This is a genomic window from Terriglobales bacterium (assembly GCA_035651995.1).
GTDB lineage: Bacteria > Acidobacteriota > Terriglobia > Terriglobales > Acidobacteriaceae > DASRER01.
Genome location: DASRER010000008.1, coordinates 71366 through 94787 on the forward strand (window position 1 = coordinate 71366; position 23422 = coordinate 94787).

The 23422-nt window shown below is 64.3% G+C and carries 24 protein-coding genes; 10 read left to right on the forward strand and 14 right to left on the reverse strand.

Features of this window, described 5'->3' with window-relative positions:
* Nucleotides 1–2: 2 nt before the first annotated feature.
* A complete protein-coding gene (locus tag VFA60_04260; GenBank protein ID HZQ90984.1) occupies nucleotides 3–680 on the reverse strand; it encodes a succinate dehydrogenase in 678 nt (225 codons plus the stop codon).
* 483 nt (nucleotides 681–1163) lie between these two features.
* Here VFA60_04260 and VFA60_04265 point away from each other — a divergent pair, with 483 nt between their 5' ends.
* Together VFA60_04265 and VFA60_04270 are read left to right on the forward strand one after the other, a co-directional pair.
* Entirely contained in the window at nucleotides 1164–2216 is a 1053-nt protein-coding gene (locus tag VFA60_04265; GenBank protein ID HZQ90985.1) for a DUF2911 domain-containing protein, read from the forward strand.
* Between the two features lie 148 nt (nucleotides 2217–2364).
* Nucleotides 2365–2901, forward strand: a complete 537-nt coding sequence (locus tag VFA60_04270) for a hypothetical protein (GenBank protein ID HZQ90986.1) — start codon at nucleotides 2365–2367, stop codon at nucleotides 2899–2901.
* A 166-nt stretch (nucleotides 2902–3067) separates the two neighbouring features.
* On the opposite strand, the gene VFA60_04275 is transcribed toward VFA60_04270, so the two are convergent.
* Nucleotides 3068–3307, reverse strand: a complete 240-nt coding sequence (locus VFA60_04275; GenBank protein HZQ90987.1) for a DUF1059 domain-containing protein — start codon at nucleotides 3305–3307, stop codon at nucleotides 3068–3070.
* Between the two features lie 203 nt (nucleotides 3308–3510).
* Between VFA60_04275 and VFA60_04280 the strand changes: the two genes are divergently transcribed.
* A complete protein-coding gene (locus VFA60_04280) occupies nucleotides 3511–4491 on the forward strand; it encodes a glycosyltransferase family 2 protein (GenBank protein ID HZQ90988.1) in 981 nt (326 codons plus the stop codon).
* Between the two features lie 143 nt (nucleotides 4492–4634).
* On the opposite strand, the gene VFA60_04285 is transcribed toward VFA60_04280, so the two are convergent.
* Nucleotides 4635–6122 carry a hypothetical protein gene (locus VFA60_04285; protein HZQ90989.1) on the reverse strand — a complete coding sequence of 496 codons (1488 nt, stop codon included), beginning with the start codon at nucleotides 6120–6122 and terminating at the stop codon, nucleotides 4635–4637.
* Nucleotides 6123–6165: 43 nt separating this feature from the next.
* Between VFA60_04285 and VFA60_04290 the strand changes: the two genes are divergently transcribed.
* Both VFA60_04290 and VFA60_04295 read left to right on the forward strand, forming a co-directional pair.
* Entirely contained in the window at nucleotides 6166–7386 is a 1221-nt protein-coding gene (locus tag VFA60_04290; protein ID HZQ90990.1) for a pyridoxal phosphate-dependent aminotransferase, read from the forward strand.
* Between the two features lie 362 nt (nucleotides 7387–7748).
* The gene (locus VFA60_04295; GenBank protein HZQ90991.1) at nucleotides 7749–8615 is read left to right on the forward strand and encodes a tetratricopeptide repeat protein; all 867 of its coding nucleotides are present in this window, start codon (nucleotides 7749–7751) and stop codon (nucleotides 8613–8615) included.
* A gap of 105 nt (nucleotides 8616–8720) precedes the next feature.
* Here the strand turns inward: VFA60_04295 and VFA60_04300 are convergent, their stop codons facing one another.
* Together VFA60_04300 and VFA60_04305 are read right to left on the reverse strand one after the other, a co-directional pair.
* Nucleotides 8721–8882 carry a hypothetical protein gene (locus tag VFA60_04300; GenBank protein HZQ90992.1) on the reverse strand — a complete coding sequence of 54 codons (162 nt, stop codon included), beginning with the start codon at nucleotides 8880–8882 and terminating at the stop codon, nucleotides 8721–8723.
* Between the two features lie 75 nt (nucleotides 8883–8957).
* The gene (locus VFA60_04305; protein HZQ90993.1) at nucleotides 8958–9632 is read right to left on the reverse strand and encodes a DUF4114 domain-containing protein; all 675 of its coding nucleotides are present in this window, start codon (nucleotides 9630–9632) and stop codon (nucleotides 8958–8960) included.
* A gap of 315 nt (nucleotides 9633–9947) precedes the next feature.
* Here VFA60_04305 and VFA60_04310 point away from each other — a divergent pair, with 315 nt between their 5' ends.
* Nucleotides 9948–11060, forward strand: coding sequence for an NAD(P)-dependent oxidoreductase (locus tag VFA60_04310; GenBank protein ID HZQ90994.1), 1113 nt, complete (start codon nucleotides 9948–9950; stop codon nucleotides 11058–11060).
* 197 nt (nucleotides 11061–11257) lie between these two features.
* On the opposite strand, the gene VFA60_04315 is transcribed toward VFA60_04310, so the two are convergent.
* On the reverse strand, nucleotides 11258–11785 hold the full coding sequence (locus VFA60_04315; GenBank protein ID HZQ90995.1) for a BON domain-containing protein: 528 nt from the start codon (nucleotides 11783–11785) through the stop codon (nucleotides 11258–11260).
* Nucleotides 11786–11935: 150 nt separating this feature from the next.
* On the opposite strand from VFA60_04315, the gene VFA60_04320 reads away from it, so the two are divergent.
* Nucleotides 11936–12349 carry a hypothetical protein gene (locus VFA60_04320; GenBank protein HZQ90996.1) on the forward strand — a complete coding sequence of 138 codons (414 nt, stop codon included), beginning with the start codon at nucleotides 11936–11938 and terminating at the stop codon, nucleotides 12347–12349.
* A 6-nt stretch (nucleotides 12350–12355) separates the two neighbouring features.
* On the opposite strand, the gene VFA60_04325 is transcribed toward VFA60_04320, so the two are convergent.
* From VFA60_04325 to VFA60_04335, 3 genes are all read right to left on the reverse strand, one after another.
* Nucleotides 12356–12805, reverse strand: a complete 450-nt coding sequence (locus VFA60_04325; protein ID HZQ90997.1) for a CBS domain-containing protein — start codon at nucleotides 12803–12805, stop codon at nucleotides 12356–12358.
* A gap of 37 nt (nucleotides 12806–12842) precedes the next feature.
* The gene (locus VFA60_04330) at nucleotides 12843–13976 is read right to left on the reverse strand and encodes an SRPBCC family protein (protein HZQ90998.1); all 1134 of its coding nucleotides are present in this window, start codon (nucleotides 13974–13976) and stop codon (nucleotides 12843–12845) included.
* A 245-nt stretch (nucleotides 13977–14221) separates the two neighbouring features.
* Complete coding sequence (locus VFA60_04335) at nucleotides 14222–15526, reverse strand: aminotransferase class V-fold PLP-dependent enzyme (protein HZQ90999.1); 1305 nt, start codon at nucleotides 15524–15526, stop codon at nucleotides 14222–14224.
* Between the two features lie 491 nt (nucleotides 15527–16017).
* Between VFA60_04335 and VFA60_04340 the strand changes: the two genes are divergently transcribed.
* Complete coding sequence (locus tag VFA60_04340) at nucleotides 16018–17232, forward strand: M48 family metalloprotease (GenBank protein HZQ91000.1); 1215 nt, start codon at nucleotides 16018–16020, stop codon at nucleotides 17230–17232.
* 257 nt (nucleotides 17233–17489) lie between these two features.
* Here VFA60_04340 and VFA60_04345 read toward each other — a convergent pair whose 3' ends face one another.
* The 4 genes from VFA60_04345 to VFA60_04360 all read right to left on the reverse strand — a co-directional run bounded on the left by VFA60_04345 (nucleotide 17490) and on the right by VFA60_04360 (nucleotide 19126).
* A complete protein-coding gene (locus tag VFA60_04345) occupies nucleotides 17490–17693 on the reverse strand; it encodes a hypothetical protein (GenBank protein ID HZQ91001.1) in 204 nt (67 codons plus the stop codon).
* A 117-nt stretch (nucleotides 17694–17810) separates the two neighbouring features.
* Nucleotides 17811–18050 carry a hypothetical protein gene (locus VFA60_04350; protein HZQ91002.1) on the reverse strand — a complete coding sequence of 80 codons (240 nt, stop codon included), beginning with the start codon at nucleotides 18048–18050 and terminating at the stop codon, nucleotides 17811–17813.
* A gap of 189 nt (nucleotides 18051–18239) precedes the next feature.
* Nucleotides 18240–18500 carry a zf-HC2 domain-containing protein gene (locus tag VFA60_04355; GenBank protein HZQ91003.1) on the reverse strand — a complete coding sequence of 87 codons (261 nt, stop codon included), beginning with the start codon at nucleotides 18498–18500 and terminating at the stop codon, nucleotides 18240–18242.
* The gene (locus VFA60_04360) at nucleotides 18497–19126 is read right to left on the reverse strand and encodes a sigma-70 family RNA polymerase sigma factor (protein HZQ91004.1); all 630 of its coding nucleotides are present in this window, start codon (nucleotides 19124–19126) and stop codon (nucleotides 18497–18499) included. The genes VFA60_04355 and VFA60_04360 overlap by 4 nt, the downstream gene beginning before the upstream one ends.
* Before the next feature lie 312 nt (nucleotides 19127–19438).
* On the opposite strand from VFA60_04360, the gene VFA60_04365 reads away from it, so the two are divergent.
* Together VFA60_04365 and VFA60_04370 are read left to right on the forward strand one after the other, a co-directional pair.
* Nucleotides 19439–20566, forward strand: a complete 1128-nt coding sequence (locus VFA60_04365) for a GAF domain-containing protein (protein ID HZQ91005.1) — start codon at nucleotides 19439–19441, stop codon at nucleotides 20564–20566.
* A gap of 3 nt (nucleotides 20567–20569) precedes the next feature.
* Complete coding sequence (locus tag VFA60_04370) at nucleotides 20570–22879, forward strand: transglycosylase SLT domain-containing protein (GenBank protein ID HZQ91006.1); 2310 nt, start codon at nucleotides 20570–20572, stop codon at nucleotides 22877–22879.
* Nucleotides 22880–22963: 84 nt separating this feature from the next.
* Here the strand turns inward: VFA60_04370 and VFA60_04375 are convergent, their stop codons facing one another.
* Entirely contained in the window at nucleotides 22964–23416 is a 453-nt protein-coding gene (locus VFA60_04375; GenBank protein HZQ91007.1) for a hypothetical protein, read from the reverse strand.
* Between the last annotated feature and the right edge of the window lie 6 nt (nucleotides 23417–23422).

The following is a 23422-nucleotide window of genomic DNA, read 5'->3' on the forward strand; positions in this document are numbered from 1 at the left end:
GGCTATTTCTTCTCCGCGGGCTGGGTTTGAGGCTGGGTGATCGGTGCATTCGTTGGTGCCGGCCTGGTGCGCAACAGTATGTCGGCGCTCTCATCCATCGGCTGGCGAGGGGTTTTCCGGAAAGTGGTAATGGACATCAGGCCCACTCCGGAAACCACGAAGAACAACGCCAGGCAGACAACCAGGAAGCGCCGCCGCGCGCGCTCACCCACCGTGATACCCCACTTCGCGCAAAACAGCCACACACCGTAAGCGAAGTGCCAGCTCGCCGAGAGCAGGCCAACCACGTAAAACACGAACTGCCAGGGGATGAACAATTCGTTCTGCACTTTGCCGAAACTCGCGCCGGGATGCGCGTGCAGGTCAATGCCGTCGAACCGTAAATGCCACACGTGCCAGCCGATATAGGCGAAGGCGATCAACCCGGTCCAGCGCTGGAGCGTATACATCCAGTTGCCCTGCCAGGGGTACTCGGCAACGTTGGAGTCGCCGCGCCACCAGATGTAAATGCCGTATCCGCCGTGAAACGCCAGCGGCAGCCAGATGCCGAGCGCCTCCAGCGCCACCACCATGGGCAGCGACGCCAGGAACCTCACCTGGTTGGCGTAGGCCTCGGGCCCGTTGATGGCCGTGGCGTTGGATATGAGGATGTGCTCCAGCAGGAAGGCCCCAACCGGCACAATGCCGCTCAGGGAGTGCAATCGCCGCCAGCAAAACGAATGCCCCTGGCCTGCGCGCAGGGGCTCAACTCCGGCGCGAACTGCCGGAACCGTCGAACGTGCTGCTGCCAAGAGGCGCGCTCCTATGACTTTCGCCGAGTGACTGCCGAACCTTTCATTATGGTTTTCACGCGCGGGCAAGTCAAGGAAGGCTGTGCTTCGCTGAACATCAGGCGTATCGTTTCCTGCGGAGCAGGTTCGCTGAACGACGACGTGAAGCGCTGCTCTTTTTGCGGCAAGACGCAGAACGCGGCGCAAGCATTGATCTCGGCGCCTCCGAAACGCACCGGAACATGCATCTGCAACGAATGCGTTTCTGCGTCTCCGCGGTGAAGCACTTCGTCCCACGCTGCGTCCGCTTCCGAACACCGCGTTAACGTTTCTGGCAGCCGCACGTCCGACTGTCAGCCCTAGAACCCCAAATCCCGTTCCCCGAGGTACGCCATGAAGACGCGACTTCTCAGCATCATCTCCGTTGCAGCCCTGCTGGTCACCGGCGCGGCGGCGCAGAGCATTCTCGATCTTCCCCGTCAAAGCCAGCACGCCGAGGTCATGCAGCGCGTGGGCCTGACCAACATCAGCGTCTCGTACAGCCGCCCGCTGGTGAATGGACGCAAGGTCTGGGGCGGACTCGTCCCGTACGACGCGGTCTGGCGCGCCGGCGCCAACGAAAACACCGTGATTACGTTCTCCGATCCGGTCAGCATCGAAGGCCAGCCGCTGGCGAAGGGCAGCTACGGCCTGCACATGCTTCCCACGCAAAATGACTGGACGGTGATCTTCTCCAGGCAGGCCGGCGCCTGGGGCAGCTTCAGCTACAACAAAGACGAAGACGCGTTGCGCGTCACCGTAAAGCCGCAGCCCTCCGAGATGCAGGAGGCGCTCGCCTACACCGTTGATGCAGTGCCTAACTCCGCTGTGGTTACTCTGCGCTGGGAAAAACTCGCCGTGCCCTTCAAGGTTGCGGTGGACGTGGATCAGCTCGTCCCCGCCAGCCTGAAAGAGCAGCTTCGCGGCGGAGCGCAGTACGTGTGGGAGAGCTGGGCCGAGGCTTCGCAGTATCTGTACGACCACAAGCTTGACCTGAACACCGCGCTGAAATACGCCGACACTTCCATCGGCGTGGAAGAGCGCTTCGATAACATGCTGCTGAAGTCGCAGGTGCTCGACGCCCTCAACCGCCAGGCCGAAGCCAAGCCGGCGCTCGCGCGCGCCATGGAAATGGGGAACGCGGCGCAACTGCACACCTATGGCCGGCTTCTGCAGATCCGCGGCAAGCAGGACGAAGCCTTCGAGGTCTTTCGCGTGGTCATGAAGCGCTTTCCCAACAGCTGGGCGGCGCACAACGAAGCCGCGCGCTTCGCGGTCACCAAAGGCGATTACGACACCGCGGTGAAAGAAATGAAAGCCTCGGTGCCGCTGGCGCCCCAAGGCTTCCGTGTGCAACTGGAAGCGCTGGTGAAACGGCTGGAGCAGAAGCAGGACATCAACAAGTAGTGGTTTTCTTATTCAGTCCCGAACGAAGTGAGGGATCCATATACCTGGCACCGCACGCCGGGGGATAGGGATCCCTCGCTTCGCTTCGGGATTAAGAACTTTAGACCGTATAATTCCGACTCGCACATCTCCCAAGGAGGCCCGATCCATGGCGACGCCAGCAGTGCCTTTTCCGCAGCTGGTTAAGGACTGCGAAGCCGACGGGCTCACCGTCAAGAACGCCGAAAAAATCGGCGCCGAAATCGCGCGCGCTTTCGGCGTGCAGACACACGAAGTCGGCATCCTGCGGGTCGAGCGGCAGAACCTGGTGTTTGTTTATCCGGTCAAGCTGCACAACGTGGGCAGCATTCCGCTGAACACCACCAGCAGCGTGGCGGTGCGAACGGTCAACAGCAAGCGTGGCGAGATCATCAACAACTTCGCCCAGACCAAGCACACCACCATCTTCGAGTCCGTCGAGCTGGAGGGCAAAGGCACCAACGCTTTCGGCGACAAGCACGATCACAGCGTGCACATGATCCAGAAACTGATGTCCGCGCCGGTGCTGGGCGCCGCCGGCGTTGTGGGCGTCATCCAGGTCTCCCGCAAAGGCGCCAACGCACCCGCATCCGGGCCCGACTTCACCCCGGCCGACCTGACCAAGCTCTCCAGCATGGCCGCGGCGATCGCCAAGTGCTTCAAGTAGCCGTCAGCATTCAGCATTCAGCCCCTGAACGACCGGGCCGGGCAGCAGCTCGTTGCCGGGCGCGCGGAAGCTCAGGGGCTGAATGCCGACTGCTGACGGCCAAGAAAAAATGCCGCCGCCGGGCCTCGGCGGCGGCGTTCGGCTTACAGGGGGAGGGCACACTCAACTACGCGGCGCGGCGAATGGCGCCTCGCACGCGGTCGCGGGTTTCGCTGTCGAACTGGGCGATGTTGTGCTTTTCGCGGCCGTGCTGCTCGATCTTCGGCATGATCTCGGCTTCAGTGCGTCCGCGAACCTCCCACGGACAATCCTGGCCGGCGTCGGAGCAGCGGAAGCGAACGTCGCCGCCGCCCGTGTCCGCCGGATTGTTGCCTCCCTGAGTGGTGCTGCGATTGTCGGTCGCCATGATTTCTCCTCCGGAATTTTTGCTACCAACGCGATTATGTCGCACATCCAGAGCCGGTTGGGCGGGATTCGCAAGCTGCTGCGCGAAACCTGATTCTGGGCTGCGCCGATGTGCCGAGAATTGTGCCGCGCGTGCACGGTCTTGCCGCTCCACGCGCCACGGAAGGAAGCACAAGTCGAGAGCTTCCGTCGTATAATCGCAGAGTGCTGAAGTACTCCATCGTCGTCCCGTTTCACAACGAGGAAGAGAACGTCACCGAGCTCTACGACCGCCTGAAGGTGGTCATGGAGTCGGTCGGCGAGACGTTCGAACTGGTCTTCGTCGACGATGGCTCCAAGGACCGCACCTTCTACCTGCTGAAGGAAATCGCGGCCGTGGATAGCCGCGTGGTGGTGGTGAAGCTGGGCCGCAACTTCGGGCAGACGTCGGCGCTGGCCGCCGGCTTCGATCACGCGCGGGGCGACTACGTGATCGCCATGGATGGCGACCTGCAGCACGATCCCAACGACATACCGCGCTTCGTCGAGAAGATCAACGAAGGCTACGACATCGTGAGCGGATGGCGCCGCCGCCGCATCGATAACTTCTGGATGCGCCGCGTGCCCTCCGCCGTCGCCAACTGGCTCATGGCGCGCCTGAGCGGCGTTGCCATCCACGACTTCGGCACAACGTTCAAGGCGTATCGCCGCGAACTGCTCCACCAGGTCCCGCTCTACGGCGAGCTGCACCGCTTCATCCCGGCGCTGGCCTCGTGGCACGGCGCGGCCATCTGCGAGATTCCCATCCAGAACGTGAACCGCGAGCGGGGAACGTCGCATTACGGCATCGGGCGGACGCTGCGCGTCTTCTTCGACCTCATCACCATTCGCTTTCTGCTGCGCTACCTCTCGCGCCCGCTGCACTTCTTCGGCACAGCGGGGCTGGTGGGCGTCATGGGTGGGCTTGGACTGGCGATGTGGCTGGTGTTGTGGAAGCTGCTCTACCACGTCCACGTCATGGAGCAGCACGGGCCGCTGGTGATCTTCGCTTCGGTGCTGATTCTGGGCGGCGTCAACCTGTGCGCGCTGGGACTGCTCGGCGAGATGCAGGTGCGCCATTACCACGAGCCCTCGCGCCGCGCGCCCTACAGCGTGAGCCGCGTCCTGCGTTCGCAGGAGAACGAGCAGGCAATCTCGGAAAACTAGACCGCTCCCGGCCACTAGCGATTGGCCCTTGGCCAAGGCAATCCGTCAACGGGTCGTTGCGCCTTCCCGAAGGCCTTGGCGCGTCCTTCGTGCCCTTTGTGTGAGCCGGTTTCTCTGACAACGGACAACTGGCAACTGGCAACTCAGTTCGGCTCCAACGCCACTTGCGCGTCTTCGCACCCGAACCTGCGCACCGGGTGATACTCCTGCCGCAGTGCCTCGACAACCGCCGCACTCCAGCGTTCGCCAATGCTGGCCGGCGCCGGCGCGCGATCAATCGGCGCCGAGAGCATGACCAGTTCGAACTTGTGCTGTCGCACGGCATCCACGATCGGCCCATCGCTCCAGCCCGCGTTCGCCACCAGGAACTGATAGACGAACGGATTCGAGATGAACACCGGCTTGCCCGCCAGCACCACCGCGCCGACGTTCTCTGAGAGCACGTTCTGGCCGCGATGCCCGTGTACATATTCGTAGGCCTCGCCGCATCCGCCGGTCCTGCCTGCCGGATCCACGATTGGCCCCGCGCTCAGCACGAACAGGCACAGCAGCAGCGCGGCCACGCCGCTGGCCAGCAGCGCCGGCGCGGGACGCGTGATGCGGCGCCGCAACTCGGCGTATCCCAGTCCGGCGCACAGCGCGAGCGCCGCCAGAAATTCCAGGAAGTGATTGCCGTTCGATCCGGCCTTGCCCGCCGTGAGCGATGTGACCGCCGCCATGAGCAGCCATAGCTGCGCCGCGGTGACTTCGCGCCGCGCCCACTGCGACGCGATGCCGAACGCCGCCAGCGCCAGCAGCAGCCAGTGCGCCACGAGCAGGTCGGCCATCTTTCGCTGGTACATCGCAAACGAGAACGGATCGGCGTGTGTGCCGAACATGTGGAAGGCGAAGCGTCCGTGCGTCGCCAATTGCATGAGTCCGAAGCCGACGGCGCCGATCGCCATACCGATCCCGACGAAGCGCGCCGCGAGCCGCCACCGGCGTCGAACGATGAGCAACAGCAGGCACGCGGCCGGCGCGGCCACGAATGTGTACTTGGTGAAGATGGCCAGTGTGAACCAGGGCGCGGCCAGCAGTGGCCGGTCTTTTTCGCCGCCGCCGACGTGTTCGGCGAACACCGCCAGGCCGATCACGCTGAACGCCAGCCCGAGCAAGTCCACGCGGAGGACCGGCGACCAGTCCTCGACCAGCGGCACGCACATGAAGACGGCGCCGAAAGCGAACGCCGTCAGCCGCGAGCGCGATTGGCGATACACGAATCGCGCGATCACTCCCGCCACCGCGACCAGCGAAGCGAACACCATCATCCGCGGCAGCAGAAAGCGCAGTCCGCCCAATTTCACGGCGGCGGCTACCAGCACATACGGAACCGGTCCGTAAGGATTCAGCGCGTTGGGAAAGGCGTGCGGATCGGGATACGGCGTGACGCCGTGCGTGAGCCGCAGGGCCGCGTTCAGGATGTTTCCTTCCTCGTAATCGAGCTGATACGGCAGTCCGATGCGCTGAAACAGGTACGTCAGCTCGAACCACAGGGCGAGAGCCGCCGAGAGCGCCAGCAAGCCGTCGAAGATTCGCGCCAGCGGATTCTCGCGCGCATCCGCTGATTTTTTCTCCGTTGCGGCCGGCGGCATCACCGAGCAGTGTAACCGCTGGCCGGAGTTATAATGTTGCTCGATGAGTCGGACTACCGAGTTGTCTACAGAAACCCGCGCCACTCATCCGTTGCCGGTGGCGCGGCGTATGGCCAACCTGGGCACGGAAACAGCATTTGAAGTCCTGGCGCGCGCCCGCTCGCTTGAGGCCAAGGGGCGCGACATCGTCCACCTGGAAATCGGCGAGCCCGACTTCGATACCCCCGAGAACGTGGTTCGCGCCGGCGTCAATGCGCTGGAAGGCGGCTGGACGCACTACACGCCCTCGGCCGGCCTGCCCGAACTGCGCCAGGCGGTGGCCGACTACATCGGCCAAACGCGCGGCGTGCCGGTGAAGATGGAGGAAGTCGTCATCGTGCCGGGGGGCAAGCCGATGATTTTCTTTCCCTTCCTGGCGCTTGTTGAAGAAGGGGATGAAGTCATCTATCCCAATCCCGGTTTCCCGATCTACGAATCCATGGTGCAGTTCCTGGGCGCGCGGCCGGTGCCGGTCCACCTGCGCGAGGACCGCGATTTCCGGCTGGACATCAACGAGGTCGCCGACCAGATCACCGACCGCACCAAGCTCATCGTGCTCAACACGCCGCACAATCCCACCGGCGGCGTCCTCACGCGGCAGGACGTGGAAGACCTGGTGGCGGCCATCGGCGACCGCAACATCGCCGTGCTCAGCGACGAGATTTACAGCCGCCTGATCTACGAGGGCGAGCACTTCTCGCCCATCTCCGTGCCCGGCTTCAAAGAGCGCACCGTGCTGCTCGACGGTTTCTCCAAGACCTGGGCGATGACCGGCTGGCGGCTGGGCTGGGGCGTGATGCGTCCCGACTTCGCCTCGCTCGTCGCGCGCCTGATGACCAACTGCAACTCCTGCACCGCGGCCTTCACCCAGGTCGCGGGCATCGAGGCGCTGCGCGGTCCGCAGGACTCGGTGGAGAACATGCGCGCCGAGTTCCAGCGCCGCCGCGACCTGTTCGTGGAGCGCGTGAACCGCATCCCCGGCTTCTCGTGCCGCGTGCCCAAGGGCGCGTTCTACTGTTTCCCCAACATCAAGGCGACCGGCTGGACTTCAAAGAAAATTGCCGACGCGCTCCTGGAAGACGCGGGCGTCGCCGCGCTGGCCGGCACGGCGTTCGGCGCCTTCGGCGAAGGCTACCTGCGCTTCAGCGTGGCCAATTCGCTGGAGAACATCAACACAGCCCTCGACCGCGTGGAGCAGTGGGCGAAGAAGAACGTGCGCAGCTGACCACCATCCAATTGGGTCACCATGGTTGGTAGCTTTGCACGTTGTAGCGACGGGCGCCCCCGCCCGTCGGCACGCCAGCACGGCTTCCAGGGCGAGCAAGAACCCGTGCCGCGGACGCCCTCGTCTGCGCTCTGCCGCTCCGATGCTCCGAAATGACCAGAAAGGATGCCGTCATGCTGAGCGGAGCCTGAGCGTACGCGAAGGCGCAGTCGAAGCATCCCTACCCGCACTACCGCTCTCCAGGACGAGCGGACGGGTGGCGCATTCAAGCCCTCCTTCGGTTTGAGTGGGGGCAGTTCCTGTGCGACACGCAACCCGCCGCGGCATGGAAATGTTCCGCCAACTCGGCTACATTTCTCCGCATGTTCCTGCTCACCATCGCGCTCCTCGCAGGCTTCTCCTTTGCGCCGCAATCTTCGGCAACCCTGGCCCCCGGCTCAAAGGCCGCGGCCGACGAGGCCCAGCAGGCGTTTACCAAGGGCAACGACGCACTCAAGGCCAACCAGCCCGATAAAGCTCTCGAATCGTTCGATCGCGCTTTGTCGCTGGCGCCCGTCAATCCCGAATACCACCTCGGCAAGTGTCATGCGCTGGCAGCACTCGGGAAACACAACCAGGCCATTCCGGAGTGCAGCGAGGCGCTGCGCCTGCGTCCCGCCTACGCCGACGCTCTCCGCGATCGCGGACACTACTACCTCAACCTGGGCAACGTCGCCGCCGGCCTCGCCGATCTGCGCAAAGCCGAAAAGATCGCGCCCAACGACCGCGGCGTTTACTACCATCTCGGCGTGGGCAACTACATCAAGGGCGACTTCGCCGCCGCCGCGAACGCCTTCCAGAAGTGCCTCGACCTGGGCAAGCAGTCCGATGAAACCACCGAGTGCATCGCCTGGCTCTATCCCAGCCTGTTCCGCGCCGGGCGCAAGCAGGACGCCGCGGCCCTCCTCGCCAGATTCCAACCCGATCCCAAGCTCATCGGCCATCCGGTCTGGTACCAGGACCGCATTCTGCTGATGAAGGGCGACAAGAAAGAAGAAGAGCTGCTGCCCGAGATGAATTCCGAGGGCAATCTCTCCGTCACCAGCGTCGCCTACAGCATCGGCCTCTGGCACCTGCTGAACGGCCGCAATGACAAGGCGAAGGAATATTTCGAAAAGGCTGTCGCGACCAAATACACCCCGCCGTGGGGATATCGCTGCTCAGAGTCCGAGTTGAAGCGGATGAAGTAGACCTAGGTTCCCGCCGACTCGGAGGCGATTGGTCATGAACGCAACTGAGAACAAACGTCGCTCGTTCTGTTCGGTTTGGGCGGCGTGGCCGTCAGCCAACTTTTGCTACAAGGCATTGCCCACGCCCAGGCCGCGGCGGGTCACGGCAATGTGCTCGCGGCCGGCGAAGGTGAACACCTCATCCATTTTCGCGACGGTGGGAACATCTTCATCAAGGCCGGGCCCGCGTCGGGCTCGGAGAACCTGGCCTTTGGAACTCAGCTTCACGCGGATGGATGCAGATCCGAAGGGACCGGAAAGGTCACAAGGAAGCACTGACCAAGCCGGATGTGGAGGCGGGCACTATCCCCGTGCTTTGCGCTGCGCACGGCGCATCAATACCGCCAGGCCCATCGCAAGCATTCCCACACTGCCGGGTTCAGGGACCTTGGTGGGCGCGATCTTCACCACCATGTCGTTGTAGTCCTTGTCGCCCTGGCCACCCGGCAGGTCCTCGATGCCGAGGTAGAAGACCCCAGGGGTGCCTCCGCCGAAAACGGCAAAGTGCTGGAAGTTCTGATCGCCACTGGGGTTGAGGCTCGAGTTGGTGAAGTAGGTCTGGCCATTGCCGGAGATGATGAAGAAGACGTAGCTGCCGATGGCGGTGAACGTCGTGGTCGCGCCGCTGCCCTGGCTGCCGGTAAACAAAACGTGCATGCCGGTGGAATCCATGTACCCGAACTGATTCAGGTTCGCATAGCCGGCGATCTCAATCTGCATGGTGGCGACGTTGGACCCGCCAGTGCCATTGAAGGTGATATTCGGGTCGGCGGCGCCGTTGGAGAACCCCCAATACGACAGGTTGCCAGGAGGGTTTGACATGCCGCAGCTGCCGGCGCCAGTGAGGCAGTAGCCGATGTTTTTCTTCGCGCCATCGGAGCTGGTGCCGTCCCAGTACGGAATACCGTTCTGATTGAGGCTAGTGTTGGTCCAGGATTGCCAGCCCGCGCCCGCCGAGCCGGAAATCGTATCCGCCATCGTCGCGGTAGATGAAAGAGCCAGAAGCACCAAAATGAGACAGCGCTTGGACACGTAGAGCCTCCACGCTAATCCAAGGCATCTGGACTTCCAATCGCAGCAAACCTAAGTAGCTGAAAGTGAAAGGCCTGGGCGAGGGGGAGTAACTTCACCCTGTGCAATTGACTGCACAGTGTCGGAAAGAATGTCGCGAAACGCCGAAATGGGAAAAAGCCGTCGAGTGTGGCCTTGGGAGAAGTCGACGACGGCGAAGTATCCGCAGGCCCATCGGCGGCGTAATCTATTCGGTTCGTCTTCACCGGTCGGAGGGACTCAATGCCCGAGAAGCCGCGCTTCCGCGTCTTTGCCACCTGCCATATCGGCGACGCCGCCGAAAACCTGCTGCGCCAGAACGGCTACGACCTCGAGGTCTATCCCGGCCCGGACGCGCCGCCCAAATCGCTCATCGTGGAAAAGGCGCGCAGCGGCGTGGACGGGTTGATCACCACGCTGCGCGATGCGATCGACGCCGAGGTGTTCGAAGCGGGCAAGGGCACGCTCAAGGCGGTGGCGCAGATCGCCGTCGGCTTCGACAACATCAACCGCGCCGACGCCAACCGCTACAAGATTCCGTTCACGCACACGGCCGACGTGCTCACCGAAGCCACCGCCGAATTCGCTTTCTTCATGCTCGGCGTCCTAGCGCGCAAGATGTGGTCCAGCGAGCACCTGGTGCGCGAGAACCAATGGGGCTCGTGGCACCCGTTCCTGCCGTTTCTCGGCGATGAGGTTACGGGTAAGACGATCGCAGTGATCGGCACGGGGCGCATCGGCCTGGCGCTGATCAAAAAGTGCAGCGGGTTCGACATGAACATCCTGTGCTACGACCCCGCGTATCAGAACCACGACTATGTGAAGAAAACCCAGGAGGTCATGGACCTGCGCCACGCGCGCGGCATTCAGAGGGAGAAGACCTGGATCAGGTACGGCGGTTTCGAGGAGGCGCTGCGCGACGCCGACTTCGTGAGCGTGCACGTGCCGCTGCTGCGCGAAGGCGAGAGCCCCACGCCCACGTATCACCTGTTCAACGAAAAGACGCTGCGCATGATGAAGCCCACGGCGTATTTGGTGAACACGTCGCGCGGTCCGGTGGTGGACGAGAACGCGTTGGCAAAGGCGCTGAGAGAACGCTGGATCGCCGGCGCGGCGCTCGACGTCTTCGAGAGAGAGCCGCTACCCGCCAACTCACAGCTGCGCGATCCGGGCCTCGGGGACCGGCTGCGACTGTTCCACCACTTCGCCAGCGGCGCGACGATCACCCGCCTCTCCACTGATCCGGACAAGGGCATGGCGGGACGCACCGTACAGGGCCTGCGCGACATCCTGGAAGGGAACTACGGCGGAGACGTGAAGAAGATGCCGTACGTGGTGAACAAGGAAGCGTTCTGATCGCTGAAGCGCCGAACTCGTTTCCTTCGTCTCCTCGTGCACCCTTCGCTTCTTTGTGTGAAGGGCCTTCGACCTCTGGCCACTCAACCGGAACTGCGCCGTGGCCAAGTGCCAAGCGCCAACTGCCCAATCCAAACAGAATTGCCGAACCGGGGGTGCGCCCAATTCGGCAATTCGGCAGTTCCGCAGTTTGGCCGTTATTTGTGGCTCATGGTCGCCGGCTGGTTCTTCACCTCCAGCTTGTTCACCACCTGTCCAACGTTGGGCACGGTGGCGGCCAGCTTCTGCGCCTCTTCGCGCTGCTGCGGCGTGGCCACCTTGCCGTCCAGGGTCAGGACGCCGTTCCTGGCGCCGAAGTGGATGCCTGCATTCTCGAGATTGTTCGCCACCAGCGCGGCCTTGTAATTCTTTTCGATGGCGTCGTCTATGTTGGACGAGATGCTCTTGGCGTCGCCCTCAGCGCCTGCCGGGCGCACGCCGATCTCATTGGCCACGACCCAGCCGGGGGCCGCCGCCGTCGCGGCCTGCTCCGCCTGCGACTTCTGCGCCTCGTCAGGCACGTTGCCCTTCAGCGTGATCACCTTCTTGTCCCGATCCTCGGCGACGCTGATGTCCTGAACGCCGGCCTGCTGGATCGAATTCTCGACCGTTGCCTTCACCGACGGACCATTCCGTTTGCCGCAACCCAGGCCGATTCCCACGGCAAACATCAGGGCCAGGGCCAAGAGACCATCAGTCAGTTTTCCTTTCCGCATACTCCTCCTCCCGGTGGGGAACGCACCAGTTCTGTTACGATGCCGCGCCCGCGCCGTGGGAGGGCCAACCCCGGCCCTGCGAGGGCACTCTGAGGCAAAAGGACGCATCCTAAGGCAGGCATGAGGGTGGTTCGCCGTCTTCTACCAGGACTCGCGCTGCTGTTGCTTTTCTGCTGGCCGCTGCTGGCCGGCGCGGGAACAGCCGCCGTTTTTCGGGGCGAAGTTGTACGTTTCGCCGATGCGGGCCCGCACACTATCTTTGTCCTGGGGCGGAGGGGTTCGCTGCGCAAGGTACGCGTTGCCGGCGCCAGCGTCAGCTATGCGGCGAGCGTGCCCGCGGCCATCCGTGAGCGCGACGCCGTTTGCGGGCTGAAGCACGGTGCTGAAGTTCGCGTGGAAGCCGACGAGAATGGCCAGGGCCTGTGGCGGGCCCGCACCATCGAGATCCTGCGCGCCGCCGGCCAGAGTGCTCCGCCTCCGCCCAGCGGCGCCGACAATTCGCGCACGCCGGTGCTTGGCCGCCGCGACCGCTGAGCAGCTTCAGGCAGCCTTGTTCGCGTTTTCCGGACTGGGTTTGGAAATCTCCTTCACGGTGGCGGAAACCTTCTCCGGGTGCTCCTTCTGGGCGACATCTGCCAGCGACAGAATGCCGATCACTGATGCGCTGGCATCCACGATGGGAATACGGCGGACCTGGTGCTCGCGCATCAGGCGCTGGCAATTGTCCAGGTTCTCGCCCTCGCGGCAGCTCACCACTTCGCGCGTCATGGCGCGCTCGATAGTGGTCGATTTCGGATCGAGCCCGGCGGCCACGATGGTGCACGCCAGATCGCGATCGGTGACCATGCCGATGAGCTTTTTGGAACCGTGATCGGCGACCACCGGCGCCGAGCCGATGTTGTGCTCGCACAGTTGGCGCGCGACCTTCTGCGCCGAGTCGGTGGCAAGCACGCAAACCGGGTCTCCCGTCATTGCTTCGCGGACCTTCATCTATTCCTCCTCATGGTTGCTTACGTGAAATATCGCTTCACGCGACGCCGATCTGCCGCGGCGTCACGCGTCTTCCGTGCGCTCGTGTCTTGCCCAGCTCCAGCAGCGACTTCATGCGGGCCAGGTCTTCATCCATTTCGCTCTTTGGATCGCGCCCGAACAGCGCGGCGAGCGCGTGTCCGGCGACCCCCGCGGGGGGCACGTACTCCATGCGGATATGCGCGCGCGTAATGCCGTTCTGGTGTTCAAACAACACCTTGCCGCTGGTCTCGATCTCCGAACCCGGAAGGCTGCGCCAGGCGAGCAGGCGATTGGGCGCCGCTTCGGTGATCTCCGCCTCCCACTCCACGGGAATGCCGGCCGGCCCTTCGGCGACCCAGCGATAGCGGTTGTCGTGATGGCGCTTGACCTCGACGAGGTGCGCCATGAACTTCGGAAAATTTTCCGGGTTGGCCCAGAGCTGGAAGACCTGCTCCAGCGGAGCATGGATGGAGATGCACTTCTGCACGACCACGCCGGGCAGCTCGCCCCTGGCGAGGCGGCGCAGCGGAAAGTTTGTGATTGCGCGCGCCAGCAGGGCGGCGCCGGCGAGGCGCGCGGGAACAGCGGGGCGTCTGAGCGGGACGGCAAGCGCCAGCGCGCCGCCGGCGCCCACCAGCAGTCGCGTGCCGGGGGCCCACTTCTCCTGGAAGATGTCGAGCCGCTGTCCGCTGCGAGGACGGCCGCCGCCCTGTAGCGAAGCCACGTCGCCGGGCTGCTCGTGGACCTCCAGCGCGTTCTCGACTGACCTCACGCCGCGCACCGACCAGGCGCCGTTCAGCACGCAGTCCACTTCTTCGGCCAGGACCGGACCGCTCAGGGTGACGACGGCATGGCGCACTTCGGCCTTGATGGCGTGCGGGTGCGACGAGCAGCGCCCCAGGGTGGAGCGCACGCGCTGAAGCAGCTTCTCGTCGGGAACCGACCCGCGGCGCAGGGCGCGCACCGTTGCGGCGACCACACCCAGGGCGCGATTGCGCAGATCGCGAACGGCCTTGTCAACGGCGCAGGCGCTTACATGTTCGGCGCGAACAGCTTTGTCGCGCAGCAGCGCGCGGCGGCGGTTGCCGCGATCGGGATCAAGCAAGTACATGAGTCCGGCGCCGACCGCGGCGCCGCCGAGTAAAGTCAACACTCCATTGTTTCGTTCCATCGGCGCTGACCTCTGCCCAAGGGCGTGTATATGAGGAATCGTTCAGGGCGCGGTTCGTTGCCCGGATCGCCGAGGGAAAGCAGAGCGGCGGCGAACCGCCGCGAGGGAAGAGAGAGTCACAAAAACACACCGCGGCTGCCACCCACGAGAAATCGCTGCCTGCTGCGTCAACCGCGGGTTGGAAACTGCGCCAGCAACAAGCCAGCAGCCAGCAGCGCCGTCGTTCAGGCGGTGGGAGCAGTCTTCCGGTACTCGTCGAAGGCGGCGAGGAAGCGCTCCAGGTCTGGGCGCAACAGGTAGTAGGGCGTGGAAAGCCGCAGCTTCGACGGCTCGCCTCCGCGGATCCGGATCTTGTGCTTCTGCCACATCCAGCGCTCCAGCTCCATGCGCTTAATCGGCGGAACGTTCACGGTGGCGATGCCGCACCGCAAGGCCGGATCGGGCGAGGTCCACGACTCGGCGCCGCGCTTCACCATCTCGGCGTGCAGCCAGTCGGCCTGCTGGCGGTGGCGCGCTTCGATCTTGTCGAGTCCGATCTGGTTGCACAGATCGATGGCCGCGCGCAGCCCCCACAGCGACGGCACGTTCGACGATCCGATGCGCTGGAAGCGCTCGGCCTTGAGTTGCGGTTCGTTCCAGCCTTCGGTGGCGATGGTGTTCCACACGCGGTCCATCACTTCGGGACGCATGTAGAGGAAGCCGGAACCTTTGGGCGCCATGAGCCACTTGTGGGGGCTGGCGGTGTACATGTCGCAGCCGAGCTCGTGCAGGTTCAGCCGCATCATGCCGGGCGCGTGCGCGCCGTCGAAGGCCGAGAGGATGCCCTTGGAGCGCGCCAGTGCGGCAATTTCTTTCGCCGGAAGCACGACGCCCGTGGTCGTCGAGATGTGGCTCAGGAAGATGATCCGCGTGCGCGGCGTGATGCCGTCATTGACCAGGTTCAGCACGTCGGCCGCGCTCTTGACCGGCTTGGGCAGCGCGATTTTCTTGACCACGATGCCGTAGCGCCTGGCGCGCAGGTTCCACGGGTGCTCGCCGCCGGGATGTTCCTGGTCGCTGGTCAATACTTCATCGCCGGCTTTCATGTCGAGGCCGTTGGCAATGTAGCTGTTGGCCTCGGTGGCGTTGCGCAGCAGCGCGATCTCGTCGCGATCGGCGCCCACAAACTTTGCCAGCGGATCGCGGAACTCGTTCCACGCCGCGTAACCCCAGATCGGGTAGTCCTCGGGATTTTCGTCAGCCATCTGCTCGGTGGTGTTGTAGCCGTCGAAAATGGCCTTCAGCACCGGACGCGGCGAGGAGCCCACGGTGCCGTTGTTCAGATAAACCTCGTCCGGCGGGATCAGGAACTGCTGGCGAAGCTCGCGCCAGTAAGCCTCGGCGTCCCGCTGGTAGAGCGCCGCCGAGGGGAGCGGGAGCTGAGTCAGCGATGCCGCCAGGGGCTCGAATGACGACGGATGTTCCCAGGCATGCTGCGTCCATCCGTTCGTCGCGCAACCCAGCGCGGCGGCGGCGGCGCCGGCGCTCATCAGAAAGCTTCTGCGATCCAGTCCCATTGTGTTGCTCCTTGGCGATAGCCAACCAGACCGGCACATGCTACCCGCGGCGGGCGGGAGCAGGAAACTTTTTCTCGCTGGAAAGGTCTAAGCGAGGGACGCGGACGAGGGCGTCGGCGCCACGCAGGCTGTGTTCGCCCCGATGGGCCGGGGTGCGGGTAGGGACCCTTCGACTACGCGCCTCGCGCTCCGCTCAGGATGACAATTCCTGAAGGGCCGTGGCCGGGTGCTCGCGGGCGGGGGCGCCCGCCGCTACACCGTGGAGATTCGCGGTGCTTGCCGCAAGTTTGCGCGATGGCGGCGTTCTAAATCTCAGAAGGGAAGACGCTTGCGAGCGGAAAACGCCACCGCTGGTGTTCGCGTCCAACCAAATGAGGGCCGCTCGGCACGGCGCGGGACGGGCGTATAATCAGTTCCATCGCCGCACAGTTCGGGGTGCGCTCTCAACCCAGGAGCACTTTTTTATGAAGTTCCGCGCCGCCGTAATGACTTTCGTACTGGCGCTCTGGCTGCTGCCTGCCTCTGGCCTCGCGCAGGACAACCAGCAGTCCTCGCAGCAGGCGGGCAGCACACCCGCTGCCACGCAAAGCTCCTTGCAGGATTCGACGCAGCCGCCGAAGGACGACAAGGGTTCCGCCAAGGATGCAAAGAGCGCTTCGAATTCCAAGGACGCGAAGGATTCCAAAGATTCCAAAGATTTGCAGAACGCGTCTGGCGACGATGACCGCTACGCCAAGGACACTAAGGACTCCATCGAGGCGGGCAAGCGCGGCAGCGGCGGCAAGGACGACGTTGATGCCATCGGCAATCGCAAGATGGGCGGCCGCGGGTTCGGCAACTGGTATTCGCTGGAGAGCGAGATCCGCATGGGCAAGGAGTACGCCCAGCAAGTGGAAGCCAGCGTGAAACTGATCAGCGATCCGGTGGTGAACGAGTACGTGAACCGCGTGGGCCAGAACTTGGTGCGCAACTCCGACGCGCAGGTGCCGTTCACGATCAAGGTGGTGGATGACAATTCCATCAACGCCTTCGCGCTGCCCGGCGGGTTCTTCTACGTCAACTCCGGGCTGATCCTGGCGGCCGACGAGGAAGCGGAACTGGCCGGCGTGATGGCGCACGAGATCGCGCACGTTTGCGCGCGCCACGCCACCCGCCAGATGACGCGCGGGCAATTCGCCAATATCGCCACGATTCCGCTCATCTTCATGGGCGGCGGCATCGGGTACGCGGTGCGTTCGGCGGCCGGCATTGCGCTGCCCGCCACGTTCATGAAGTTCTCGCGCGGCTTCGAGGCGGAGGCCGACTACCTTGGCCTGGAGTACATGTACAAAGCGGGCTACGACCCGCAGGCCTTCATCTCGTTCTTCGAGAAGGTGGAGGCCCAGGAAAAGAAGAAGCCGGGCACGCTGGCCAAGGCGTTCGCCTCGCATCCGCAGACGCCCGACCGCATCGAGTCTTCGCAGAGGGAAATCGCCACCGTGCTTCCGCCGCGCGACCAGTACATCGTCAGCACTTCGGAATTCGACGACGTGAAGGCGCGTCTGGCCGCCATCGAGAACCGGCGCAAGATCGACGACGGCAAGGAGAACAAGCCGACGCTGCGCCGCAGCTCGCAGACCGAGGACAAGAAGTCGGGCGATAAGGACGATGACCGTCCAACCCTGAAGCGCCGCGACTAACCGCAAACGACGTGTTGTGGGGAAATGAGGACCGGCGGCCTCACGGCCGCCGGTTTTTTCCTGGTTTCAATGCCGCGAGCCGTCAGCATGAGGGCGCTGCTCAGCGCCACCGCGCCAGAATTCGTGGCCGAGGGACCTTGGGCGGCGCCGGTTGTGCCGGCATTCGCAGGAGGCCTGCGACTCGCCTCGTTCCGGCTTCGCCGGAACCATGGCTTCGCCCCCACGACTCGGTCAGGCGCGTCGCCACTCAAAATCTTTTATGGGCTGTGCGCGCGCGCGTCGCGCAAGCGCATGGCGTTCAGTTCGAGGCTGTCGTGGAATAGCTGCCGGATGAGCTGCTGCTGCACCAGGATGGTGCGGTTCTGTTCCACCACGAGCAAAGCCAGCAGCACGTACGCTACCGAGAAAATCAATACCATGGCGTGGCGGCGCAACCATGTCGTCTGCGGGAAGCAGGTCATCGCCAACAAAAGTGCGTTCACTCTGTAAGAGACGCGACGGGTGACTGGAGTTGGCCCGCGAGCCGGGAATTGCGGAGATCGCGCGCTGACCACGGCAGGCGCCGCGCACCGGCCCGATTACTCACCCACGTACGACCCCACGGCGCCGGCCAGGCGCCCAGCGCGCTCGCCGCCGCCGGAGACGATCTTCATCGCCTTCCAATCGTAGGGAAATTCGCGGCCGCAATCGAGGCACACGATGTACGTCCCGGTGGCGGACGCGGCGCCGTTGCGACGCTGTCCTGGCTTTACCGTGATCGGGAAGCCATAGTTTTTGTGCCAGCAACCAAAAAACATGTCGAGCAGATTCGCCATCATGGTATAGCCCCTGGGAGTGGGGTCCCGCCTCTTCCATCTACTTAGATTCAGAGAAGCCGAAAAAGGTTCGACCGGGAAGAAAGGCGCCATCGGGTGAGCGCCTTCGTGGCGCAGATTGGCGTGCCGGCGCAGGCGCAGGTCCGGCGCGGTGAATTCGCCGCCAAGAAAGAATGAAAAAGGGAGGGAACTTCAGGACTTATCGGGGATGGTCTTCTTCTTGCTCGACTGGCACCTGGCCACGATGGCGTTGTGCAAGCGGCCTCGCAGATCGTCGGGGAGGTCGTACATTCGATTATCACGGTAAATCTGGATGGTCATCTTGGTGGTGTTGCAGATCACGTAGCAGTCGTGGCACCAGGTCAGATGGTCTTCCAGCTCCGAGCGCAGGCCCTCGTCCATCGCGCCGTCAAGATAGTCGGACAGTTCCTTGAGGAATTCTTTGCAGTTCACCGCTTGCCGTCTCCGCCTTGCCGTGATTTGAAGTACTTGTTCAACCGCTCACGCAATTGCAGCCGGGCGCGCAGCAACCGTGATTTTACAGCCGGAACGCTCAATCCGAGCGCGTCGGCTGTTTCTTCCGTCGAAAGACCTTCCACGTCGCGCAGGACGAACACGGTGCGGAAGCTTGCCGGCAGTCCCTGGATCGTCTTGCCCAGGATCTCCTTCAGCTCCCCCTGGTCGTACAGCTGTTCGGGATTCGGACTCCAGTCCGCGATCTCGCGCGGAACCGAATCCTCTTCCGTCTGAATGTCTTCGTCGATCGAGACCATCTGACCGGTGCGGCGGCGGCGCAGGCGCATGAGCGCCTCGTTCACCGCGATCCTCACCAGCCAGGTATAAAACTTCGAGTTCCCCTGGAACTGCTCCAGGTTCTGAAAAGCCTTCAGGAACGCGTCCTGCACCACGTCTTCCGCGTCTTCGCGGTTCTGCGTAATGTGCTGCGCAATCCGGAAGACGTTGCGATCGTAGCGCCTGACCAGCTCCTCGAAGGCCTCCACGCTGCCGGCCTTCGCCGACTGCACCAGCGCCATTTCGTCGCTGGCGGTCTCGCTTACCTTGGATTGGATTGTGGCCATTTGCGCTCGATTCAAAAACTCGTCCGCTGGGAACTAGCTATTTTACTTGTCCCGGCAGGCAGCCGGGGGCCAATCCTTCGTTTATTTTTGACGCTGTTCTGCTCAGCATGGGTGCGGCTTCACACGCTGGCCCCGGCCCCGTGATCTGTCGGGCACGGGTTGACACAGCATGAATACGTAAGTTCGGTAACTGGAGTTCAAACCGGCGCGGACGGTGCTTGTTCCCGGAGGCAACGAACGGGGCAGCCGCGCGGCCCAAAATCGTTGTAGAGTAGGAGAACGGCACCTATAATCGCGCTCCGCGCCACAGTCATGTCTGAGTCGAAGCAGCTCCAGGAGATCATCGAATCCGCCGTTCAGCAGGCGCTGGAAGCGCGTTTGCCGGAGTTGCGCGCCGAGATTGCACGCCAGGTGGCTGCGGCACTGCCCGAACCGGAGGCTGCGCCCGCCCCCGCCGGTGGCGGAAACACCAGCGCGCAGCTCAATTCAGCCTCCAATTCCATACAATCGGCCACGTCGCAGGCCGACATTCTCTCCGCATTGCTGGAGGGCGCTGCCGTATTCGCGGGACGCGCGGCGCTGTTCGTGATGCGCGGCGGAGCGGCCAACGGCTGGCAGTCGCGCGGCTTTTCTGACAACAACGTAGTCAAGGCGCTGGCCGTGGACGGCAACAGCGGCCTGGCGGCACGCGCCATTCGCGACCGCATGCCGGCGTCGGCGGCTGCCGTTGAGTTCTCGTCTGACCTGGTCAGCCGCGCCGGCAATCCCGCCGGAGGCAATTGCGTGGTCCTGCCGCTGCTGGTGCGCGACAAAGTACCGGCCCTGCTCTATGCCGACGCCGGAACCGGCGGTGCGCTCGATTCCTCCGCACTGGAGATCCTGGTGCGCACGACCGGCCTGTGGCTGGAAGCGATCGCTTCGCGGCGTGCCGGGCCGGGTGCTCCGGCGCCGGAAAAAATCGCCGAACCCGCAATTGCTCCGGTCGAAAAGGCTGTCGAGCAGCCGGTTCCCACGCCGCCGCCGGTTCCCCAGCCGCCCGTCAAACCGGCTGAGCGCGTGGAGGAATCTTCAGCAAAGTTGACCGCCGCCGCCCCGCAGCTCGCGCCTGAGCCAGCGCCAGCACCTGCGCCGGCGGCGAAGCCCGCGGCCGCCGCCGCCATCGCGCCCGGCGACGAAGAGGTGCACAAGAAAGCGAAGCGCTTCGCCAAGCTTCTGGTGGACGAGATTCGCCTCTACAACCAGGCCAAGGTCGCCGAGGGCCGCCAGCGTCGCGATCTATACGACCGGCTGAAGGACGACATCGACAAAAGCCGCGCCACCTACGATAAGCGCTACGGCAGTACTCCCGCGGCTGCCGGCGACTACTTTAACCAGGAGCTCATTCGCATTCTGGCGGATAATGATGCTGCTCTGCTGGGCAGCAATTTTCCGCGGTCCTGAGCCGTGACCCTGCGTACCTGGTTTCTCCTGCTCCTGCTGACTGTGCCTGCCGGCGCGCCGCTCTATCCGCAGAGCACCGGGAAGGCCCCGTCAAAGCCGCAAGCCGCCGCCAAGAAGCCGGCCGCCAAGAAGCCTGCGTCAAAGAAGGTCTGGAAGAAGCGCAAGCCGTCGCGTGCGCAGATGAGCGCCGCGGCGCGTGTCGCGCTGGCGCGGCGGGCGCGCCGCATGAAGCGCGCCTTCGTCGCCTCCGCCGAACTGAAGCCAATGGCGCAGCAGCTGCTCGAGAACCGCACCGCCTCGGCCTACAGCGGCGTGGAATCGTGGGCGCGGAAGCACGCCGCCACCGAGGAAGGCGCGCTCGCCTGGCTGGTGGTCGGATACGCACACTTCCTCGACCACGACTTTGAATCGTCCATTGCCGCCCTCAAGCGCGCGCAGACGCACGCCGGTGAGCTGGGCGACTACGCGGCGTGGTTCCTTGGCAATTCGTACGCCGCCGGAGGGAAGCCGGAGCAGGCGATCGCCACGCTCGCCGAATTCGGCAAGAACTATCCCGATTCCATCTTCGCGCGCGACGCCGCCATCCTGACCGCCAACAGCCTGGTCGCGACCGGCAAGCCACGGGAGGCGCTGGCCGTGCTGGCGCCGTATCGCGTTCCGTTCCGCGCCGAGGTTGAGCTGGCGGTGGGGCGCGCTTATATCAAGTCGGGCGAGACAGCGAAAGGCGCCGAAGCGCTGCGCCGGCTTTACTACACGGCGCCGGCCTCGCCGCTGGCCGACGCCGCCGGCGCCGACCTGCAATCGCTGCCCGCGGACCTGCCGCCGCCGGCCTTCGCCGATCGGCAGAAGCGCGCCGACTTGCTGCTCGAAGCTCGCCGCTACGCCGACGCCGCCCGCGAATATCGCCAACTGCTTGCCGGGACCGAGCCGGGGAACCTGACGCGCCTTCAGCTCAATCTGGCGATCGCGCTGTACAAGGCCGGCAACCGTTCCGATGCACGGCAGCTGTTCGAGTCACTGCCCGATCAGCCCGCCGATGCGAGCGCGCGCCGCTACTTCTACCTGGGCGAGATCGCCCGCAGCGAGGGCGACGAAGACCGCATGCAGCGCATGATCGCGAAGCTGCGCGAGATGGCGCCCAACGATCCTGTCCTTGCCGACGCGCTGCTCTCGGCCGGAAACATGTACCTGCTCAAGAAGGACTACGAGTCGGCGGCGCGCGCCTATCGCGAAATCTACGAGCGCTTTCCCAACGGGCGCAGCTCGGCCTACGCGCACTGGAAAACAGCCTGGCTGACGTTTCGCAATGGCCGGACCGATGAGGCGCGCGCGCTGCTTGACGAGCACCTGCGCAACTATCCCGCGTCGGCCGAGGCGGCGCCCGCGCTCTACTGGCGCGGCCGCGTCGCCGAAGAGCAGGGCGACCTGCCGTTCGCGCGCGCCTGCTACAGCACGCTCTCCGATCGCTTCCGCATGTACTACTACGCCGATCTGGCGCGTGACCGGCTGAAGGAGATCAAGCTCGATCCGGTGGCGCAGCCGGTTGCATTCCAGGGGATCAGCGAGCGGCCCGCGCCGCGCGGTGACGTGGAGCCGCCCGCCGACAATGTTCGCGTGGCGCGCAGCCTGGTGCTGCGCAACGCCGCGCTGTTCGATTACGCCGTGAAGGAACTGCAGGCCGCCGCGGGCGAAGACGACAACACCGCCTGGGTGGCGCGCGAGATTGCGCGCGTCTATGAAGACGCCGGGCGCTACGACCGCGCGCTGCAGACGCTCAAGCGCGCCGTGCCCTCCTACTTCGCGGTGGAGATCGCCGCCCTCCCGCGCCCGTACTGGGAGGCGCTCTTTCCGCGCCCGTGGTGGACCGATTTCAAGCGCTACTCGACCGATAATCAGCTCGATCCGTTCCTGGTGGCGTCACTCGTGCGCCAGGAATCGGAATTCAACCCCGCCGCTATCTCGCACGCCAACGCTTTCGGGCTGATGCAGATTCTTCCGTCGGTAGGGAAGAAGCTGGCCAAAGAGGTAAAGCTGCGCAACTTCTCCACCGACCTTTTGCTGATGCCGCAGATCAATCTACAGCTCGGCACGCGCTACTTCCGCGGCCTGCTCGACAAGTACGACGGCAAGGTGGAATACGCGCTCGCTGCCTATAACGCCGGCACCGATCGCGTGGAGGACTGGAGCGCCAGCGGCAAATATCGCGACACCGCCGAGTTCGTGGAGAACATCCCGTTCACCGAGACGCGCGAATACGTGCAGGCCATCATGCGGAACGTGCACGTCTACCGCCGGTTATACGGCACGCCTTAAGTCAGCCAGCCGCGCGTCAACCGTTTTCTGCCGATGAAAGGGAGGCCTTCCGGCCTCGTTGGTGTGCGCCCCGTTGGCGTGCTCTCACGGGGAAGGAAAGCTTGAGGACCGGCCGCCCCGTTTCAGGGCCCGATAGGCAGCGGTGCCACCGCCGCCGATGAGTGCTCCGGCGACCAGACCATCGTTGCAGTCGCACAGCGCCCAGCCCAGGCCGCCAACCAGCGCTGTATTTCCAAGGATGAATCCAATGTCCTTTTGGGCGGTTGATGCGCGATGCTTCGACAGGTACCAGGCGTTGGCGCCGCCGCCGCCAATGAGCATGCCTTTGCCCGCCGCCGACCAGCCGCCAACGGCCGCGCCGATGCCGGCGCCGAGCGCCGTGCCGCCGAGCACCGCGACCAAGTAGCGGCTTCGCTTACGACTGATCCCTTTGAGGTCCTGGCTGCTGACGTCGCGTTGCGCGAAGGCCGGCGCGGCAAACAGCAGCGCCACCAGCAGGCACAACGACAGAATCAGAATCTTGCTCCACCGGCTCATGCGGTC

Bases quoted from the DNA above. Each gene is read 5' to 3' on its own strand.
- VFA60_04290 (HZQ90990.1), top strand. From the start codon at position 6,166: ATGAGTCGGACTACCGAGTTGTCTACAGAAACCCGCGCCACTCATCCG.
- VFA60_04375 (HZQ91007.1), bottom strand. From the start codon at position 23,416: ATGAGCCGGTGGAGCAAGATTCTGATTCTGTCGTTGTGCCTGCTGGTG.
- VFA60_04360 (HZQ91004.1), bottom strand. From the start codon at position 19,126: ATGGCCACAATCCAATCCAAGGTAAGCGAGACCGCCAGCGACGAAATG.
- VFA60_04345 (HZQ91001.1), bottom strand. From the start codon at position 17,693: ATGACCTGCTTCCCGCAGACGACATGGTTGCGCCGCCACGCCATGGTA.
- VFA60_04340 (HZQ91000.1), top strand. From the start codon at position 16,018: ATGAAGTTCCGCGCCGCCGTAATGACTTTCGTACTGGCGCTCTGGCTG.
- VFA60_04320 (HZQ90996.1), top strand. From the start codon at position 11,936: ATGAGGGTGGTTCGCCGTCTTCTACCAGGACTCGCGCTGCTGTTGCTT.
- VFA60_04285 (HZQ90989.1), bottom strand. From the start codon at position 6,122: ATGCCGCCGGCCGCAACGGAGAAAAAATCAGCGGATGCGCGCGAGAAT.
- VFA60_04325 (HZQ90997.1), bottom strand. From the start codon at position 12,805: ATGAAGGTCCGCGAAGCAATGACGGGAGACCCGGTTTGCGTGCTTGCC.
- VFA60_04275 (HZQ90987.1), bottom strand. From the start codon at position 3,307: ATGGCGACCGACAATCGCAGCACCACTCAGGGAGGCAACAATCCGGCG.
- VFA60_04350 (HZQ91002.1), bottom strand. From the start codon at position 18,050: ATGATGGCGAATCTGCTCGACATGTTTTTTGGTTGCTGGCACAAAAAC.
- VFA60_04310 (HZQ90994.1), top strand. From the start codon at position 9,948: ATGCCCGAGAAGCCGCGCTTCCGCGTCTTTGCCACCTGCCATATCGGC.
- VFA60_04335 (HZQ90999.1), bottom strand. From the start codon at position 15,526: ATGAGCGCCGGCGCCGCCGCCGCCGCGCTGGGTTGCGCGACGAACGGA.
- VFA60_04365 (HZQ91005.1), top strand. From the start codon at position 19,439: ATGTCTGAGTCGAAGCAGCTCCAGGAGATCATCGAATCCGCCGTTCAG.
- VFA60_04295 (HZQ90991.1), top strand. From the start codon at position 7,749: ATGTTCCTGCTCACCATCGCGCTCCTCGCAGGCTTCTCCTTTGCGCCG.
- VFA60_04305 (HZQ90993.1), bottom strand. From the start codon at position 9,632: ATGGCGGATACGATTTCCGGCTCGGCGGGCGCGGGCTGGCAATCCTGG.
- VFA60_04270 (HZQ90986.1), top strand. From the start codon at position 2,365: ATGGCGACGCCAGCAGTGCCTTTTCCGCAGCTGGTTAAGGACTGCGAA.
- VFA60_04265 (HZQ90985.1), top strand. From the start codon at position 1,164: ATGAAGACGCGACTTCTCAGCATCATCTCCGTTGCAGCCCTGCTGGTC.